Raw genomic sequence first — 16,178 nt, 5'->3', positions numbered from 1 at the left:
TTATCATTTATCTAACATTATTCCTAAAAGCTTTAGTTCTCGTGTAAGCTGTTGTGCAAAAGCAACTGCTTCTTCTGTATCGCCATGAATACAGACGGTATTTGCTTTAATAGGGAGCAAAGAGCCATCAATTGCCGTTATTTCCTCTCGGTCAACAATGGCAAGAACTTGTTCGATAGCATCATCCACATCATGAATGACTGCATCTTGCTCTGTTCTTGGTGTTAAACTGCCATCATTTTGATACGTTCTATCTGCAAATACTTCATGATAAACGCTAAGTCCAACTTTCTCCCCCGCTCTAATCAGTTCACTACCAGCTAATCCATAAAGCACTAGGTCTGGATCCACATCAAATATCGCTTTTGCTATTGCATCTGCAAGATCCTTATCACGACTCGCCATATTATAAAGTGCTCCATGTGGTTTCACGTGATGAAGGGTTGCATCATTCGCCTTCACAAAACCGAGTAGTGCTCCAATTTGATATACCGTTATGGCATATGCTTCACTAGGCAAAATTTGGATGTTTCGTCTCCCAAAGCCCTCTATATCTTGAAAGCTAGGGTGGGCGCCAATTTTAACACCATGTTCCTTTGCTAGCTTGACTGTCTTATGCATCATTAAGGAATCACCTGCATGAAAACCACAAGCAATATTCACTGAACTTACGTACGGAATAATTTCCGCATCTTTTCCAATCCCTTCGCCTAAGTCACAATTAAGATCAATTGAATTCAAGACTACGCCTCCTTCCACTTCAGATCGATAAAGTGTTTTAACTTAACTAGTTTTTCTTGCTCTTTTTTATAAAAATTAATAGCCTCTTCTAAACTTATTTCTTTTAATCTAAATGATTCACCTGGCCTTAGTTGAGCGAGGATTTTTAGATCAGTTTTAATGATTTGGCCGATTTTTGGATACCCTCCTGTCGGTTGTGCGTCTGCCATCAGTACGATGGGTTTACCGTTAGCAGGTACTTGAATAGCACCAAATGAAGTGCCTTCTGTATGAAGCTGCGCTTTGTTAATACTATTCAGTTTTTCCCCTTCTAATCGATATCCCATTCGATTAGAGTTATTAGAGATCGTCCATGGTTGCGACTCTAATTGTAATAGGGCTTGTTTGTCAAACCAGTCGGCTTGTGGTCCTCTCATATAGTGAATAATTGGTTGCTTTTTTCTAACATAATGAAAAATATCAGTAGCTACATACCAGGATGATGTAGCATATTCAGAAGTAGTAGCTATGTTCAGGGTGTCACCCGTCTTCAATCTTCTAAATTGAATTCCTTTATTATTTGTACGAACAACGAGTGCCTTGCTTCCTAATATGTTATTTACCAATATTCCACCTTGTACTGCTAAATAACTATAAACGCCGAATTTAGCAGCCTTAAATTTTAAGGTGTCACCAGCCCTTAACGTTATTGCCTTACCCAATTGAATACCTTTTTCATTTATTTCTGCTTGCATATCAGCACCAGTCACTGCGATCACACAATCCGTATCAGCATAAAGTGTAGGCCCAATTAAACTCATCTCTAGTACTGCATCATTCGGTTTATTTTGGACAATATAGTTTGCAAGCTGCATAGAAAAGTAATCCATGGGACCACTTTTAGAAAAACCATATGCTTGATAGCCTGTTCGTCCAACATCTTGTATTGAGGTGTAGAGCCCATCTTCTATTACAGTCAAACTCATTTGGAAATCACCTCTACTTTACTTTTTCTTCGGTCGAAGTCCTCTTTACTAATCGGATAAAATTGTAAGTGATCTCCTGGTAAAAGAAGAGAGGGCTCCTTTTTAGTTAAAGTTAATAATTCGACATTCGTTCTTCCGATTATATTCCATCCTCCAGGTGAGCTACTTGGGTATATTCCTGTTTGATCTCCTGCAATAGCAACAGAACCTGCAGGTACTTTTCTTCTCGGTGTTTCCATTCTAGGAGTTGCCAAGTGTTTACTCATCCCACTTAAAAACGGAAAGCCTGGTGAGAAACCTAGGAAATTTACGAAGTAGGTTGAATTTGAATGCTTCTCTATTATGTTATCTAAGGAAAGCTTGTGATAAGCTGCTACTTCTTCTAGATCGATTCCGTATTCTATGTCATAGCATACAGGGATCTTAACAAGACGAGAGGGGGTCTTGTAAGTAGAAGATTTATTTATAGCGTCGTTTATTTTTTGTGTGACCTTTGTATGACTTATTTGAAGAGGGTTGAAATAAATAGTAAGTGTTCTATAGCCCATTACAACGTCTGTTACAATAGGAGATAATTTTTTTGTGAGCACATCTTTCCATAGGATGATTTGCTGATTAAAAGCTTGTATATCACTCGGTTCAAACTCTATTCGAATGGCGTCTTCGGCAACTGAGGTTAACTCTAGTATTTTCAAACAATCACTTCCGTTCGGTACATTTTCTTCATTGTAACGAAAGATAGCTTGTATGTGAAATATAAAAAGAATGACAATCTACTGAAAAGGACTAATTTCCTATAAAATTATATAGATTTTCCTTAGAAGTAATGATAGAATAGATTCAAGGAAACGTATTCATACATATATAGGAAGTGTTTTATGAATATTTATGACTAGTTAAAATGTGAAATGTAGGGGGAAACCAAATGAAAAAAATGTCCTTCAAACGATCAAAATCAAAAGAATCCGATCGAGTGAAACGTTCAAAAGGCTTTAAGTTTAGAAACTTAAGAATTGGTTCCAAGTATGGCCTGATTTTAGGTGTTGTAATAGGCTTGTTTATTATTTCTTCTATCATCGTCTATTTATTTATGGATAAAAGTAATGAAAATATTGAAGCAATGGATCGTAGGGCAGATCGAGCGATTGACGTAGCTGAGATGGGTTCATTAGTTAGGGCGAAAGCAATAAGAGTATTTAGATATATACAAGAACCAGAGGCAATTTATACGGATGAATATAATGAAAGGAAAGAAGCATTAGAAGTACTAGAAATGAGCTTAGAAGATAAAATGGACACTGCTGAGGAACAAGCATTATTCGATTTAGTAGTGAAACTCGATGATCAATTGAATCGACAGTTTAATGAAATCATATCTATGATTGGTCAGGGTGAAAATGGCGTAGCAGAAATGCTAGGAAATGATGCGAACCAAACACAAATTGATGCGGTTAATGCATTAGAGGAACTGAGACTTTTGGTGAATAGCCAAAGGGATAGTGCGTATGATCAGGTCGAAACAGGACAAACCGCAATGTTAGTTGCGCAGGGTATTGCTATTATTATTTCTGTTATTGTTAGTTTAATTTTGATCATATATACAACGAGAAGTGTGTCGAGTAACTTGAGTAAGGTGGTAGCGGTTAGTAACCAAGTTGCTGATGGTGACCTTAGAACAGAACGACTGGAATATGAATCAAAAGATGAAATTGGTCAGCTTTCTAGCTCCGTTAATAAAATGGCTGAAAACCTTCGTGATATTATTGGACGTGTTGCCAATGTATCCGATACAGTTAGTGCTCAAAGTGAAGAGTTAACACAGTCATCATCGGAAGTTAAGTCTGGAAATGAACAAATTGCCTCTACGATGCAGGAATTAGCTTCTGGAACGGAAACACAGGCAAATCATGCAGGGGATGTAGCCTCTAAAATGAGCGATTTTTCTGGGAAAGTTAAAGAAGCAAACGATAATGGACAAATTATTCATGGTGCATCTCAAAATGTGCTAGATATGACAAAAGAAGGCCAGGAAATGATGCAAGGTTCCATTTCACAAATGGGTAGAGTGAACACCATTGTAAAAGATGCTGTTGGAAAAGTTGAAGGATTAGACGTTCAGTCAAAAGAAATATCAAAGCTTGTATCTGTCATTAAGGACATAGCAGAACAGACTAATTTACTTGCCTTGAATGCTGCGATAGAATCAGCAAGAGCAGGTGAACATGGTCGAGGATTCGCAGTGGTGGCAGATGAAGTAAGAAAGTTAGCGGAACAAGTAGCAAGCTCTGTTACAGATATTACTGGTATCGTAAAAAATATTCAATCTGAGTCGTCCGCCGTATCAGAATCTCTTAAAGGTGGATATCAGGAAGTAGAAGAAGGTACAGCACAAATTGAGGAAACAGGGGAAACATTTAAGAAAATCAATGGCGCGGTGCAAGATATGGTTACAAGTATCCAAACAGTAACGGGTAATTTAGCAGATATTTCAACGAGTAGTCAGGAAATCCATACATCTGTGGAAGAAATTGCCTCTATTTCTGAGGAGTCAGCAGCAGGAGTGGAAGAAACATCGGCTTCAGCTGAACAAGCAAGTAGTTCTATGGAAGAAGTATCTGATAATGCAGAGCAATTAGCTAAACTTTCAGAAGAACTAAATGGTTTAGTGAAAAAGTTCAAGCTTTAAAATAGTAACTTCAGATATTTTTGAAACCAAAAAAGGTGCGTTCCCTTATGAGGGGCGCACCTTTTTTTTAGTAGTAGATAAATTTTCTTTTTCAATAATGTCTTCCACAATTTGATATATCGATAATAGCTCATACAAAATTATAATTTCAGGTGTAAAGAATCTTGGCTTTTCTTCATTTTCCTTTACTGGAGCAGGTTGGTTACTATTCCAAAATTGTTCCATGAGTGCGGTAACCTGTTCTCGGTGCTTTTCAACTGTAAAATGATTCGGATACTTCATTACATCGGTTAGTGTAGTTACCATCTTAACAATATTTCTACATTCTTTATTATTCCAACAAACCGCGTTAACCGGTGTGTTTACTAAATTTCCAATATGGTAATGAATAAGCCGTAAATCTTTTAACTGAGCAGTTTCTCTTTCAATCATTCTTGTAGTTTCAGCATCAATCCGGTGGTATTTTGCTTCATCAGATTGAAAAGTTAATAATACTTCTGTTTGATCTAATGCCTTTTTAAGTGAATAAAACCGGTGTTGAATTTCATCTTTTACTTTGTCAGTTTGTTGATTTTCAAGCATTTGCTTCATAATCATCTCTAATTCTTCACCTGTCTGCTTCAGCATACTATGAATATTATTTAAAATCGTTTTTGTGTAATTTGGTGGCAGTATAAACATGTTAACTAGGGTTGAGACGGATAAACCGATTGTTGTAGTCCCTAGTCGAATTAGAAATGACAATAGAAAATTTGTGTGAATAACCTCAATCATAGCAACAGAGGTCAAGGTAGCTACAAGTAGACCATCGTGTAGATTTAACCGAAAGCAGGTTACAATCGTAAAAAAGGCTGCAAGCGTATATGTAATTGGTGAATCCCCAAATAAGTAGATAAAGAAAACTGCATAGAGTGAACCAATCGCAGAAGCTGGGAATCGAACCAATCCTTTTTTAATGGAATCTGAAACAGTTGGTTCAATAGTTACAATAGCTGTAATAACTGCAAAAACTGGAGGCCAGCCAAGCCATAGGCATATAAGAGAAGTCAGAAATACGGCTAAGGCGGTTTTTATCACACGTCTACCGACTAACCGAAAAGGCCAAGTTGTCCATTTCATCTATAGATCATCCTTTTACTATATGTATAGCACGAATAGTTCTAGTATACATATAAACCACAGGTTAAAACAATCGAATATTGAAGTTTGTATGATTTTTTCAAGTTAATTAACCTAATAGACTAGGAATTTAAATAAATTTTTAAAAATAAAATGTAAACGCTATCAAATTTATTTAAAATATTGTACAATAATGGATAACTAACTTTTATTGATAGCATACACTATAGATAAAAGGGTGACGATCATAAATTGTGGTCGTAATTCTAGGGAGGTGACGAGGATGGTTTCTATTAAAATGTTTAAGCCGTATTATGTGAAAGAAGAAGGAAAATACATCAGGGTTGTGTTAGCTTATCAATATTTTTCCTTAGTCTTAGATGGCGGGGTGTACCATTTTGTACCACTTGAGGCTAGAGAAATCCGATTTAACCGTGAGACGCAAAAAATTGAAAACGAAGAGGCAGTATTTGTTTTTCAAAAAGGAAAAAGCTTTAATCGAATTTCTTTAGCAGAATTAATTCAAGTAGAGGATTTCCAGGAGCACCTAGCTAATATTCTAAGACCACATTTAACTGAAGAACCAAACACAACCTCGAATCCAGCAATAGATGAAGTGATTTATGCACTAGAACATGAAAATATTAAACGTCTAATCGATCAAGCACTTATTAATAAAGACCAGAAAGCGTTTATGTTTTATTCCAACAAGCTAATCGAAATGTAACGCATTTCTTATTCATACGAAAAAGCAGAATCCATTGGTTTCTGCTTTTTCGTGTGGAAAGAAATGTTAAGTTTGTGCGTAGTTTATATATTGGGAAAATAAAGATGAGTGATACACTTTTATTAAGGCGAAAACTTAATTTGAAATAATTCTTTTTTAGAAAAAATGATTATTCTGAACTTTCACAAAATGAAACATGCTAAAGCTTGCTAGTTGAGGCGCTTTCTAGATAAAATAGAAGTATAGGGAAGAAGGGAGTTGCTACTTTGGATCTTGGCTTAAACGGAAAATCGGTCATTGTTACCGCTGCTAGTAAAGGTTTAGGTAAGGCGACGGCACTTGCGTTTGCAAAGGAAGGTGCACATGTACTACTTGCAAGCAGAACACAAAAATCGATTGAAGCAAGTGCAGAAGAGATTAAAAGAATTACTGGAAACAATCACGTGCGTGGTATCGTTTGTGATGTAAAAAAAGTAAACGATATCAAAAATTTAGTGCAAACTGCGATTGAATGGAATGGAACGGTTGATGTTTGTATCAATAATACAGGTGGACCTCCAGCTGGTGATTTTGAGAAATTTGATGATGGAGACTGGCAGGATGCTTTCGAATCAATCTTACTGAGTGTGATACGGTTAGTGCGTGAAGTAACACCATATATGAAAAAACAACAATTTGGCCGAATAGTTACAATTACTTCAAGCTCAGTTAAGCAATCATTGGACCATTTGCTGCTATCAAACACCTTTCGTCCAGCGATTGTAGGTCTATCAAAAACCTTAGCTCAGGAGTTTGCGGCAGATAATATTTTCATCAATACTGTTGGACCAGGAACCATAAAAACAGATAGAATTATTCAGTTAAATGAAAAGAGATCTGCTGAAACTGGTGAGAGTGTGGATGATATTTTTAGCAATATTGCAAACACAATTCCAGCGGGTAGGCTAGGGGAGCCGGCTGATTTTGCACGGCCAATCGTTTTTCTGGCTTCAGAAGCAAATAGTTATGTTACCGGCCAAACATTATTAGTTGATGGTGGAGCTGTTAAAGCACTATAGAAAGAGATGTTAATCGTCTTTAAAATTTGAAAGGATAGGTGTACACAAAATGAAAAAGTTAAAAATTGGAGTATTAAGCACAGCACAAATTGGAAAAGAGCAGGTCATACCAGCAATTGGGCGTGCTGAAAATGCAGAAGTAGTAGCGATTGCTAGTCGTCATGCAGATAAAGCGAATGAAGCGGCTAAAGAATTAGGTATTAAAACTTCTTATGATACATACGAGGCTTTACTGCAAGATCAAGAAATCGATGCAGTGTACATCCCTCTTCCAAATAGCTTACATAAAGAGTGGGTTAGAAAAGCAGCTGAGCATGGCAAGCATATTTTATGTGAAAAGCCAGTCGCTTTAAATAAAGAAGAGTTAGCAGAAATGGTGGAAGTAACAAAAAAACACGATGTCTACTTTATGGAGGCATTTATGTATCAATTCCATCCACAGCATCTTAAGGTAAAAGAATTAATTGAAGCAGGCGAGATTGGCGATATTTCATATATGGATGCTAGCTTTTCATTCTTCCTAGATGATGGAGAGAATATTCGCTTGAATGCTGACCTAGGTGGCGGAGCAATATACGACGTAGGTTGCTACACGCTTCATACGATTCGAAATATTTTAAATGAAGAACCAGTGAAGGTATATGCAAATGCTCGTATTGATTCTACATTTGGTGTCGATACGACTACTGCAGGGGTTCTTTCGTTTAAGGACGGCATTCAAGCATCATTTAATGCAAGCTTTGATATCATGGCAAGACAAAGCTATGAAGTGATTGGTTCCGCTGGTAAAATTGTCGTTTCCGCCGCATATCGACCTGACATTAATGAAGATATGGCAGGTAAAATTACTGTCGTAAAAGAAAACGGAGAAGAAACCGAGTATAATGTGCCAGGTGATCAATACGCTTTAATGATTGAAGATTTTGCAGATGCAATTTTATATGACCGCGAGCTATATTATTCCGTTGAAAAAATGCAAGCTCAAATGGAAGTAGTAGATGCAGTATTAACAAGTATCAAATCAGGTGACCCAGTTAAATTAGGTTAAATTAATAATAAGTGAGTCTCAGACAAACATTGTCGGAGGCTCTTTTTTGTGGTCCGGCGGAGTTGTTAGATGTTCCAATTTTGCTAGACTTCCAATGCAAGCAAATCGCGAAAGTCGAGAACAAATCGCGAAAGTCGAGAACAAATCATGAAAGTCGAGAACAAATCGCGAAAGTCGAGAACAAATCATGAAAGTCGAGAACAAATCATGAAAGTCGAGAACAAATCATGAAAGTCGAGAACAAATCGTGAAAGTCGAGAACAAATCGTGAAAGTCGAGAACAAATCGTGAAAGTCGAGAACAAATCGTGAAAGTCGAGAACAAATCATAATTCCCCCCAAGAATGAACCAAGAGCACACATCCAAAAGATGTGTGCTCTCCCTATATATTTTATCTTAAATTTTCGATGACGTTGGCTACTTTATTTGCCACGTAGCCACTTCCATTGTCTTGATCTTGAATTTTTTCAATCATCATACTGATTAAAATTTCTTGATCATCAGGATAACCGACAAACCAACCATTTTCTTGGCCGCTCTCATCAGCTTGGGATTGCTTTAATTCCGCTGTCCCAGTTTTACCTGAAATAACGACACTTTCTCGATTAGCAGTTCTAGCAGTCCCGTCCGTTACAACATTGCTTAGCGCTCCTGCTAAAAAATCCACATGCTCAGCAGATAAGATATCTTCTTTCCATACCTGACCGCTTTCTTCATCCATCTCTAAAATAGGTTGCATTAAATCACCTTGGTTGATAATAGGAGTATATGTCATTGCCAAGTGTAAAGCACTCATTTCCATCTCCCCTTGGCCATAACTCGTGTCTGCTAAGAGTACTTCTCGATCAAGCGCACCGTTGTTTGAGAGGGTGCTAGATTCGATTGGATAGGTAAAAGGAAATTCCTCTTCAAAACCAAATTCTTTTAGTCCTTCAACCAACACATCTTCTCCCATCGATAAAGCTTGCTGAGCGAAATAGATGTTGTCGGAACGAACGAGCGCGTCCATTAAATCAACAGGTCCACTTGATTCAGAAACACGCGTGACACTATAATTTCCCCAACCATCCTTTTGCCAGGTAAGACCATTTATTTCTAACCCTTCACTTGGATCAATTGAGCCGCTCTCAAGACCAATTGCACTCGTAACAGGTTTAATGACTGAACCTGGTGAAAAGGTAGCAGCAAATCGATTAAGCATTGGATTTTGTTCATCCTCCTGCCATTCTTGCCACTGCGAGTTACTGAGTCCGTAAATGAAAGCATTTGGATCAAATGCTGGGGCACTAACTAAGGCAAGCGTTTCACCAGTTTTTGGGTTGATAGCAGCAGCAGTTCCAGCGTCGCCACTCATTTCATTAAAAAGCTGCTGTTGCACCTCAATATCAATTGTTAACGTAATATTTTCACCATTTTGTACTTCTTTTTCTGCAATTGTCGTTTTTTCATTTTCTTCTGTCACAGCGATAATTTTAATACCGCGTTCCCCTTTTAAACGATCTTCATATAGCTGCTCTAACCCACGGTAACCAATCACATCCTGATCGGTATAACGGGATTGGTCCACCTCTTCTAATTTTTCAGCATTAATTTTTGCTGCATATCCTACAAGGTGGCCCGCTGCTTCAGCAAGTGGGTATATCCGTCCCGTGGTAGTTTGATAGGTCAAAGGTGTAATTGATTCTACTGCATCATCAATATTATCTTTCTCCAATCCGGGTACAACTTTTAAAGGCACAAAGTAACTTGGTTGAACCCAACTTGCACTCATAGCAGATTCGATTTCATCAACGGAAACCCCGATAGCTTCAGCAATTTCTTCTTTTTCCGCGTCTTCATTCTCGAATCGTTCTGGAACGACACCTAGCTCATAAATACTTTCATTAACAGCTAAGCCTTTACGATTTCGGTCAAATATTTGTCCTCTAACCGGTTCTGTGTTTTCAAAGTCAATCTCGGTAGTAGCATCTTGCAACTCCGGAAAAATTAGTGCTGGACTCCATGATACCTTCCAATCCACTTCACCATCTTCAGTTTCTGGTTCTTCTTTAACCATGGTGATTTCACTATCAAACTCTATTGGTCCTGCCAGTGACTCCATGGAAACGCTGATAGGAAAAGTCTCTTCCGTACTTTCTTCTTCCTCTTCGCTTTCCTCCTCACCTTCGACCGGCTCAGGTACCTCAAACGTAACAGAAAGATCTTCTGCTTCTATATCCTCATATATTTTCTGATATCGATCCACAAATTTTTCCTTTGGTGTATCGATAACCCTTGTATGCATTTCTCCAAAATTTTCTTCATTCCATAATGCTACATATTCCTCTAACCGCTCCTCAGGCTGCACTTCTTCCTCTTCATCAGAACAGGCAACTAAAAAAGCACTAAATAATAGGAAAATGACTCCAAATTTCTTCATGGAATTGACCCCCACCTTTTATAATAGATATAGTTGAATTTTACCATAGATTTATTTTTTTTATGATTCATATGTTTATTGAAAAAATAGTTTCCTACCGTTTTTTTGAGGAAGTCCTTTTTTAAAAGGTCTCTGTACGTGCTCTCATGCTTATCAATGAGGCAGAACTTCCCACCTTGAAAAAAATACGCATTAGCAATTGCTGCTATGCGTATCAAGGAGTCACAGGTTGTGCATAAATAATATAACGATCAGGAGCATTACCAACATAGGAAAATGGGTAACATGTTGTTATCACTAATTCTTCATCCGGTGCAGTTGATTTAATAATCGACGTATCGTCCGCATCAACGATTTTAGAATCTACCATTTCATATTCATAATCACCATGAGGAAGCTTTACAACGAAACGATCCCCAATTTTCACATCGCCCAGTTTTCTGAACACGGTATCGCGATGCCCGGATAATACAATTTGATCATTTTGCTTCGGATAAGCGGACCCTTTATAATGGCCCACACCTTTTTCTAAATCATCTGGATCTGTTCCTTCCACAATAGGAAGTTCAGCTTCTAAAGAGGGGATCTCTAAAATACCAACAGCTTCTCCCATGTCCGGAAGAAATTCTTCGGCAGCTTTTAAGCGCTCAGCATCTGAAGTTTTTTCAGTCCTACTTGTTTCTAGAAGTTGTTTTGCATCAGTCATGGCTTCTTTTTCTGATGCTTGTGTCTTGATAAATTGATAGCCACCAACTGCTAACAAGCTTATTCCGACCAGCATAAATAATATGGCGAGCTTCTTCATATACTTTCTCCTTTATTTACATTCTGTCTCTATTATACAGTGAAAATAATACGCTTGCATCCTCCTATTTAAGTTCTTTAAAATAAGTTTTCGACTTCATTCGACTAATTTAACTTAAAAAAAGAAAATAATCATAAAAATTCGTTGATATTGGACAAGTACTCATGTTATATTCTATTTAAAGAACTAATAAATTGAAATAGATCATTGATAACACTGGTATAAAAGTCTTATCAAAAGATTTTTTCATGAATTTCGACATTTTTAATGCTTTATATAGAACAATTTTATGATTATGTGGTATAATAACTTTCGTGTGGTGGAAAGTAGGTGAATTGCTTTGATTGGGGATAAAATTAAAAAGCTCCGACAAGAAAAAAGAATGTCTTTATCAGAGTTAGCAGAGCAAGCAGGTGTAGCAAAATCCTATTTAAGTTCAATTGAGCGAAATTTACAGTCTAATCCTTCGATTCAATTCATTGAGAAGGTTGGGAAAGTACTAGATGCATCTGTAAACGAATTATTAATGAGCGAAAGTGAAAAAGATATTCGCAATCAACTAGATGAGGATTGGCTAGAACTTGCACAAGATGCCATGAATTCTGGTATTTCAAAGGATCAATTTAAAGAGTTTCTAGATTTTAATAAATGGAAGCAAAACAATTGAACAAATACGATTTAACATTGTAATAGCCTAGTGGCGAAATTTTGGCCATTAGGCTTTCTTTCTTTTTGTTTTGTAAAAACTATTATAAATAACTGTTATCTAAGAAAGTGAGCTAGCAAAAACAATAAATTATGGATGGATTTACCTTTTACTCTTCCAATAAACGACAGATATAGTGTATAATTTAAAACAGTGAAGGATTTGAAGTGAAATTATGGAACAAATGAAGAGATTACTTGTGTGGTTATACCCAATAGGATGGATGGGACTGATATTTTATTCTTCAGATCAACCCTATCAAAAACAAGATATAAAGCCATTTATGGATGAATACATAAATTTAGCTTTTTTAGAACCAGTACTTAATAAGATGAACTTCACGTATCATAATACGGAAGTTAGTTTAGAGGCTTTGGGTGTAAAGGGGATCGTCGAATTTTTCATTCGAAAAGGCGCACACGTTACGGTCTTTTTTGTTCTAACACTATTATTTTATTATGCAATGAAACAAACATCTCAAAAAAATTGGGCCAAGCTTATGCTTTATGCCTTTATTTTTACCGTTATTTACGCTGGGTTAGATGAATGGCATCAAGGATTAACCCCGAATAGAACACCTTATTTTGGTGATGTGTTACTAGATACCTTTGGGGGATTAATAGCCGTTTTAGTAATAATCAGCTTTAAAAAAATCAAAAGCATCAGGCAGAAATAGCTAAATGAACATATTATACTAGACATACATAAAATATCGTATCTTCTTACAAAGGGGTGAGGAATTGTCCGAGCAAGAGCTTTATAAAACGATTTTGGAAAAAATGGTCCTCCAGACGGAGAATAATCAAATAAATACTTCAAAAGATTTTGTAAATAGATTAATTCATGAAATTAAAGAAATGCAGATAATTAGAAAATAGAAGGTAGGTGCTGCCAATAACTGGTGGCGCCTACCTTTTTCGATAACCTATTTCCCGGGAAATAGATAAAAATCCAATTAATTTGATCTAGGCAGCTATTTCCATGTAAAGTAATTCGCCTTCCATAACTTTAACCTGATCACTCGATATATCAATAACCCAATTGTAAAATATTTCCTGTTGGTTATTTTCAGCAAATACATAAAGTGTTACTTGCTCCAAATAATCAATTTTTTCCAATAAATATGGAGATTGTATTAAAGCGTTCTCTAGCTTTCCTAACAAGCTATAATCAGCAGTTATTTTAAACTCTTTCATGAGTATGCGATTCACAATACCAGTAGTATTTAAAGCTAGTGTGGTTGTACTAGCATAGGCTCTTATTAATCCCCCCGCACCTAATTTCACGCCACCAAAGTACCTCGTGATCACCACTACTGTATCTTTTAATTCTCGTTTCTTTAAAACCTCTAATATTGGAACGCCAGCTGTACCACTAGGCTCTCCGTCATCATTTGCTTTTTGAATCTGGTCATGTTCACCAATCATATAAGCGGAACAATTATGATTCGCGTCTGCATGTTTTTTCTTTATTTCTTGGATAAAAGCTTTTGCTTCTTCTTCTGATTCAACACGCTTCACATATCCAATGAATCGTGACTTCTGTATGACTTGTTCATCTTCTCCAAAACTTTTCACAGTAAAATATGATTCGAGCATAATGTAACCTCCTCATGCTAAGTATAGCGAGGGATTCGTTTATGGGCAAATGGATATGTAGATAAAATTGTATTATAATAAAAGGAGAAAAAGTGAGATTAACCATGCTATTTTACAAAGATGAGAAAATATTATAAAAGTACCCCCTTAAAAAGAACTAGATCAATCGAATGATTAACTAGAACCATTTTAACAAGGGGAAAAAGGATCTGATGCAATTGAAAAGAAATGAGCATGATTTAGATCGCGTTATTGAAGAAATGATCGATACCGTAAAAAATAGCAAGGACGAAATTTTTAAAATGGGTGAAGAGTCCCGTACAGAATACGAGGCTTTAAAACAAGAATTAGACGATTTAAAAGAAAGTGTTGTGCAGATTATTGAAGAGGGTGACGAGCTCGAGCGCAAGTCTCGTCTATCAAGAACAAAACTATCAGAAGTAAGTAAGAATTTCACAATGTATTCGGAAGTCAGAATTCGAGAAGTATACGACCAAGCACATCAACTACAAACTGAATTAGCGATGAAAAGAGAAAAAGAGGTTAGACTCCGTGAACGGCGTGACGAGATCGAGCGAAGACTAAAAGCAATTGAACATACGGTAGAGCGTGCTGAAGGTCTGGTTGGGAAAATTTCTGTGGTACTAAATTATTTAAATGAGGATTTTAAAGAGGTCAGTACTCTAATTCAAAATGCACAGGAAAAACAAGCTTTTGGGCTCAAAATTATTGAAGCACAGGAAGAAGAACGAAGACGTCTTTCGAGAGAAATTCATGATGGCCCTGCACAAATGCTTGCTAATATCCTATTGCGGTCTGATTTAGTAGGAAAGACATACCGAGAGCGGAGTGTGGAGCAAGCAGTCGAAGAAATGAAGAGCGTGCGCTCTATGATACGAACTTCTCTGCAAGAGGTCAGAAGAATCATTTACGATTTACGTCCAATGGCGCTTGATGATTTAGGATTGGTTCCCACTATAAAAAAGTACATCATGACAACAGAGGATTATAGTGACCTTGATATCGAGTTTGTTTATCATGGACCAGATAAACGATTATCCAGTAATTATGAAGTTGCATTATTTCGTTTAATGCAGGAATCAATCCAAAATGCTATTAAACATGCAGAAGCTACGCATATAAAGGTGCGTTTAGAGCTTACAGATACTCGAGTTACCTTATGCATCGTTGATAATGGAAAAGGCTTTAATCCGGATAGTAAAAAAGAAAAATCATTCGGTTTAATTGGTATGCAAGAACGAGTGGAAATGCTAGACGGTAGCCTTTTAATTGATTCAAAAGTTGGGTATGGTACAAAAATAACAATACGAATGCCGTTAAAAGAATACAAATGAAAAAATATTCTGTATAATAGGGATAACAATCATTATTCTTAGAAAGAATGCTAAGGTAGAACAAAGGACATGCGACATCTTACACAGAGAATGTAAAAGGGTATTGACAACGATAGATTAGCGGGATATATATTAAATGGGAGGATTTTAAAATGTCAACAAATATTGTATTAATTGATGATCACAAATTATTTCGAGAAGGTGTCAAAAGAATCATTGAGTTTGAAGATGACTTTAATGTTGTAGCCGAGGGCGATGATGGCTCAGTTGCAGTAGATCTTGTAACGGAGCATAATCCAGACCTAGTGTTAATGGACATTAATATGCCAGAGCTAAATGGTGTGGAAGCAACTGCTGAACTATTAGAAAAATTTCCAGAGTTGAAGGTGATTATCTTATCAATTCATGATGATGAAAATTACGTGACTCATGCTCTAAAATCAGGTGCGCAAGGCTATCTTTTAAAAGAAATGGATGCGGATGCACTAATTGAAGCAATAACGGTTGTTTCTGAAGGTGGTTCTTATCTTCATCCAAAAGTTACGCACAACCTAGTACAAGAATATCGTCGTTTAATTACTGATGAAGAAGGCGGAATGGGGTCTGGAAGCACGGTAGCTAAACTAAAAAATATTGAACACAGAAAACCACTACATCTTTTAACAAGAAGAGAGTGTCAAGTACTACAGTTACTTGCTGAAGGAAAAAGTAACAAGGGCATATCAGATACCCTTTATATTAGTGAAAAGACAGTTAAAAACCATGTGAGTAGTATCTTACAAAAAATGAGCGTAAAAGACCGTACTCAAGCAGTAGTTACAGCAATAAAAAATGGTTGGGTAGAAATCTTATAAAATACTAAAAAAGACTCCGTTTTAGAACGGGGTTTTTTTTATACGGTAGTAAATTTTTAACACTGAAGTCTTATCGACTTAGTTGAAATTTAACGTA

16 protein-coding genes are annotated in these 16,178 nt (G+C 36.6%); 9 read left to right on the top strand and 7 right to left on the bottom strand.

The window, feature by feature from the left end; translation table 11 throughout:
- Positions 1-3: 3 nt before the first annotated feature.
- From DFR57_RS03975 to pxpB, 3 genes are read right to left on the bottom strand one after another with little or no spacing between them, the layout of a single operon-like run.
- Positions 4-741, bottom strand: a complete 738-nt coding sequence (locus DFR57_RS03975) for a 5-oxoprolinase subunit PxpA (protein WP_114351869.1) — start codon at positions 739-741, stop codon at positions 4-6.
- A 2-nt stretch (positions 742-743) separates the two neighbouring features.
- Complete coding sequence (locus tag DFR57_RS03970) at positions 744-1,706, bottom strand: 5-oxoprolinase subunit C family protein (protein ID WP_114351868.1); 963 nt, start codon at positions 1,704-1,706, stop codon at positions 744-746.
- Positions 1,703-2,401, bottom strand: a complete 699-nt coding sequence (gene pxpB, locus DFR57_RS03965; RefSeq protein WP_170132901.1) for a 5-oxoprolinase subunit PxpB — start codon at positions 2,399-2,401, stop codon at positions 1,703-1,705. The genes DFR57_RS03970 and pxpB overlap by 4 nt, the downstream gene beginning before the upstream one ends.
- 239 nt (positions 2,402-2,640) lie before the next feature.
- On the opposite strand from pxpB, the gene DFR57_RS03960 reads away from it, so the two are divergent.
- Positions 2,641-4,392, top strand: coding sequence for a methyl-accepting chemotaxis protein (locus tag DFR57_RS03960; protein ID WP_114352108.1), 1,752 nt, complete (start codon positions 2,641-2,643; stop codon positions 4,390-4,392).
- A gap of 45 nt (positions 4,393-4,437) precedes the next feature.
- On the opposite strand, the gene DFR57_RS03955 is transcribed toward DFR57_RS03960, so the two are convergent.
- A complete protein-coding gene (locus DFR57_RS03955) occupies positions 4,438-5,511 on the bottom strand; it encodes an FUSC family protein (protein ID WP_114351866.1) in 1,074 nt (357 codons plus the stop codon).
- Positions 5,512-5,794: 283 nt separating this feature from the next.
- Here DFR57_RS03955 and DFR57_RS03950 point away from each other — a divergent pair, with 283 nt between their 5' ends.
- The 3 genes from DFR57_RS03950 to DFR57_RS03940 all read left to right on the top strand — a co-directional run bounded on the left by DFR57_RS03950 (position 5,795) and on the right by DFR57_RS03940 (position 8,344).
- Positions 5,795-6,238, top strand: a complete 444-nt coding sequence (locus DFR57_RS03950) for an IDEAL domain-containing protein (protein ID WP_114351865.1) — start codon at positions 5,795-5,797, stop codon at positions 6,236-6,238.
- Between the two features lie 266 nt (positions 6,239-6,504).
- Positions 6,505-7,296 carry an SDR family oxidoreductase gene (locus DFR57_RS03945; RefSeq protein ID WP_114351864.1) on the top strand — a complete coding sequence of 264 codons (792 nt, stop codon included), beginning with the start codon at positions 6,505-6,507 and terminating at the stop codon, positions 7,294-7,296.
- Positions 7,297-7,345: 49 nt separating this feature from the next.
- A complete protein-coding gene (locus DFR57_RS03940; protein ID WP_114351863.1) occupies positions 7,346-8,344 on the top strand; it encodes a Gfo/Idh/MocA family protein in 999 nt (332 codons plus the stop codon).
- Between the two features lie 391 nt (positions 8,345-8,735).
- Here the strand turns inward: DFR57_RS03940 and DFR57_RS03935 are convergent, their stop codons facing one another.
- Together DFR57_RS03935 and DFR57_RS03930 are read right to left on the bottom strand one after the other, a co-directional pair.
- On the bottom strand, positions 8,736-10,763 hold the full coding sequence (locus DFR57_RS03935) for a penicillin-binding transpeptidase domain-containing protein (protein WP_114351862.1): 2,028 nt from the start codon (positions 10,761-10,763) through the stop codon (positions 8,736-8,738).
- A gap of 214 nt (positions 10,764-10,977) precedes the next feature.
- The gene (locus DFR57_RS03930; protein WP_114351861.1) at positions 10,978-11,568 is read right to left on the bottom strand and encodes a class D sortase; all 591 of its coding nucleotides are present in this window, start codon (positions 11,566-11,568) and stop codon (positions 10,978-10,980) included.
- Positions 11,569-11,908: 340 nt separating this feature from the next.
- On the opposite strand from DFR57_RS03930, the gene DFR57_RS03925 reads away from it, so the two are divergent.
- The 3 genes from DFR57_RS03925 to DFR57_RS18205 all read left to right on the top strand — a co-directional run bounded on the left by DFR57_RS03925 (position 11,909) and on the right by DFR57_RS18205 (position 13,152).
- Entirely contained in the window at positions 11,909-12,235 is a 327-nt protein-coding gene (locus DFR57_RS03925; RefSeq protein ID WP_114351860.1) for a helix-turn-helix domain-containing protein, read from the top strand.
- A 214-nt stretch (positions 12,236-12,449) separates the two neighbouring features.
- Positions 12,450-12,950, top strand: coding sequence for a VanZ family protein (locus DFR57_RS03920; RefSeq protein ID WP_245937383.1), 501 nt, complete (start codon positions 12,450-12,452; stop codon positions 12,948-12,950).
- A 64-nt stretch (positions 12,951-13,014) separates the two neighbouring features.
- Positions 13,015-13,152 (top strand): hypothetical protein, encoded by a 138-nt coding sequence (locus DFR57_RS18205; protein ID WP_170132900.1) that lies wholly within the window; start codon positions 13,015-13,017, stop codon positions 13,150-13,152.
- Between the two features lie 87 nt (positions 13,153-13,239).
- Here the strand turns inward: DFR57_RS18205 and DFR57_RS03915 are convergent, their stop codons facing one another.
- On the bottom strand, positions 13,240-13,872 hold the full coding sequence (locus tag DFR57_RS03915; protein WP_114351859.1) for a YigZ family protein: 633 nt from the start codon (positions 13,870-13,872) through the stop codon (positions 13,240-13,242).
- A gap of 212 nt (positions 13,873-14,084) precedes the next feature.
- Between DFR57_RS03915 and DFR57_RS03910 the strand changes: the two genes are divergently transcribed.
- Positions 14,085-15,227 (top strand): sensor histidine kinase, encoded by a 1,143-nt coding sequence (locus tag DFR57_RS03910; RefSeq protein WP_114351858.1) that lies wholly within the window; start codon positions 14,085-14,087, stop codon positions 15,225-15,227.
- Between the two features lie 152 nt (positions 15,228-15,379).
- Positions 15,380-16,081: a response regulator gene (locus tag DFR57_RS03905; RefSeq protein WP_114351857.1), complete on the top strand. Its 702-nt coding sequence runs from the start codon at positions 15,380-15,382 to the stop codon at positions 16,079-16,081.
- Positions 16,082-16,178: the final 97 nt, after the last annotated feature.

This window comes from Saliterribacillus persicus (genome assembly GCF_003337485.1).
GTDB classification, from domain to species: domain Bacteria; phylum Bacillota; class Bacilli; order Bacillales; family Amphibacillaceae; genus Saliterribacillus; species Saliterribacillus persicus.
This window is presented reverse-complemented; position numbering and strand designations above follow the sequence as displayed.

Bases quoted from the DNA above. Each gene is read 5' to 3' on its own strand.
- DFR57_RS03970 (WP_114351868.1), bottom strand. From the start codon at position 1,706: ATGAGTTTGACTGTAATAGAAGATGGGCTCTACACCTCAATACAAGAT.
- DFR57_RS03960 (WP_114352108.1), top strand. From the start codon at position 2,641: ATGTCCTTCAAACGATCAAAATCAAAAGAATCCGATCGAGTGAAACGT.
- DFR57_RS03955 (WP_114351866.1), bottom strand. From the start codon at position 5,511: ATGAAATGGACAACTTGGCCTTTTCGGTTAGTCGGTAGACGTGTGATA.
- DFR57_RS03950 (WP_114351865.1), top strand. From the start codon at position 5,795: ATGGTTTCTATTAAAATGTTTAAGCCGTATTATGTGAAAGAAGAAGGA.
- DFR57_RS03940 (WP_114351863.1), top strand. From the start codon at position 7,346: ATGAAAAAGTTAAAAATTGGAGTATTAAGCACAGCACAAATTGGAAAA.
- DFR57_RS03935 (WP_114351862.1), bottom strand. From the start codon at position 10,763: ATGAAGAAATTTGGAGTCATTTTCCTATTATTTAGTGCTTTTTTAGTT.
- DFR57_RS03930 (WP_114351861.1), bottom strand. From the start codon at position 11,568: ATGAAGAAGCTCGCCATATTATTTATGCTGGTCGGAATAAGCTTGTTA.
- DFR57_RS03920 (WP_245937383.1), top strand. From the start codon at position 12,450: ATGGAACAAATGAAGAGATTACTTGTGTGGTTATACCCAATAGGATGG.
- DFR57_RS03915 (WP_114351859.1), bottom strand. From the start codon at position 13,872: ATGCTCGAATCATATTTTACTGTGAAAAGTTTTGGAGAAGATGAACAA.
- DFR57_RS03910 (WP_114351858.1), top strand. From the start codon at position 14,085: ATGCAATTGAAAAGAAATGAGCATGATTTAGATCGCGTTATTGAAGAA.
- DFR57_RS03905 (WP_114351857.1), top strand. From the start codon at position 15,380: ATGTCAACAAATATTGTATTAATTGATGATCACAAATTATTTCGAGAA.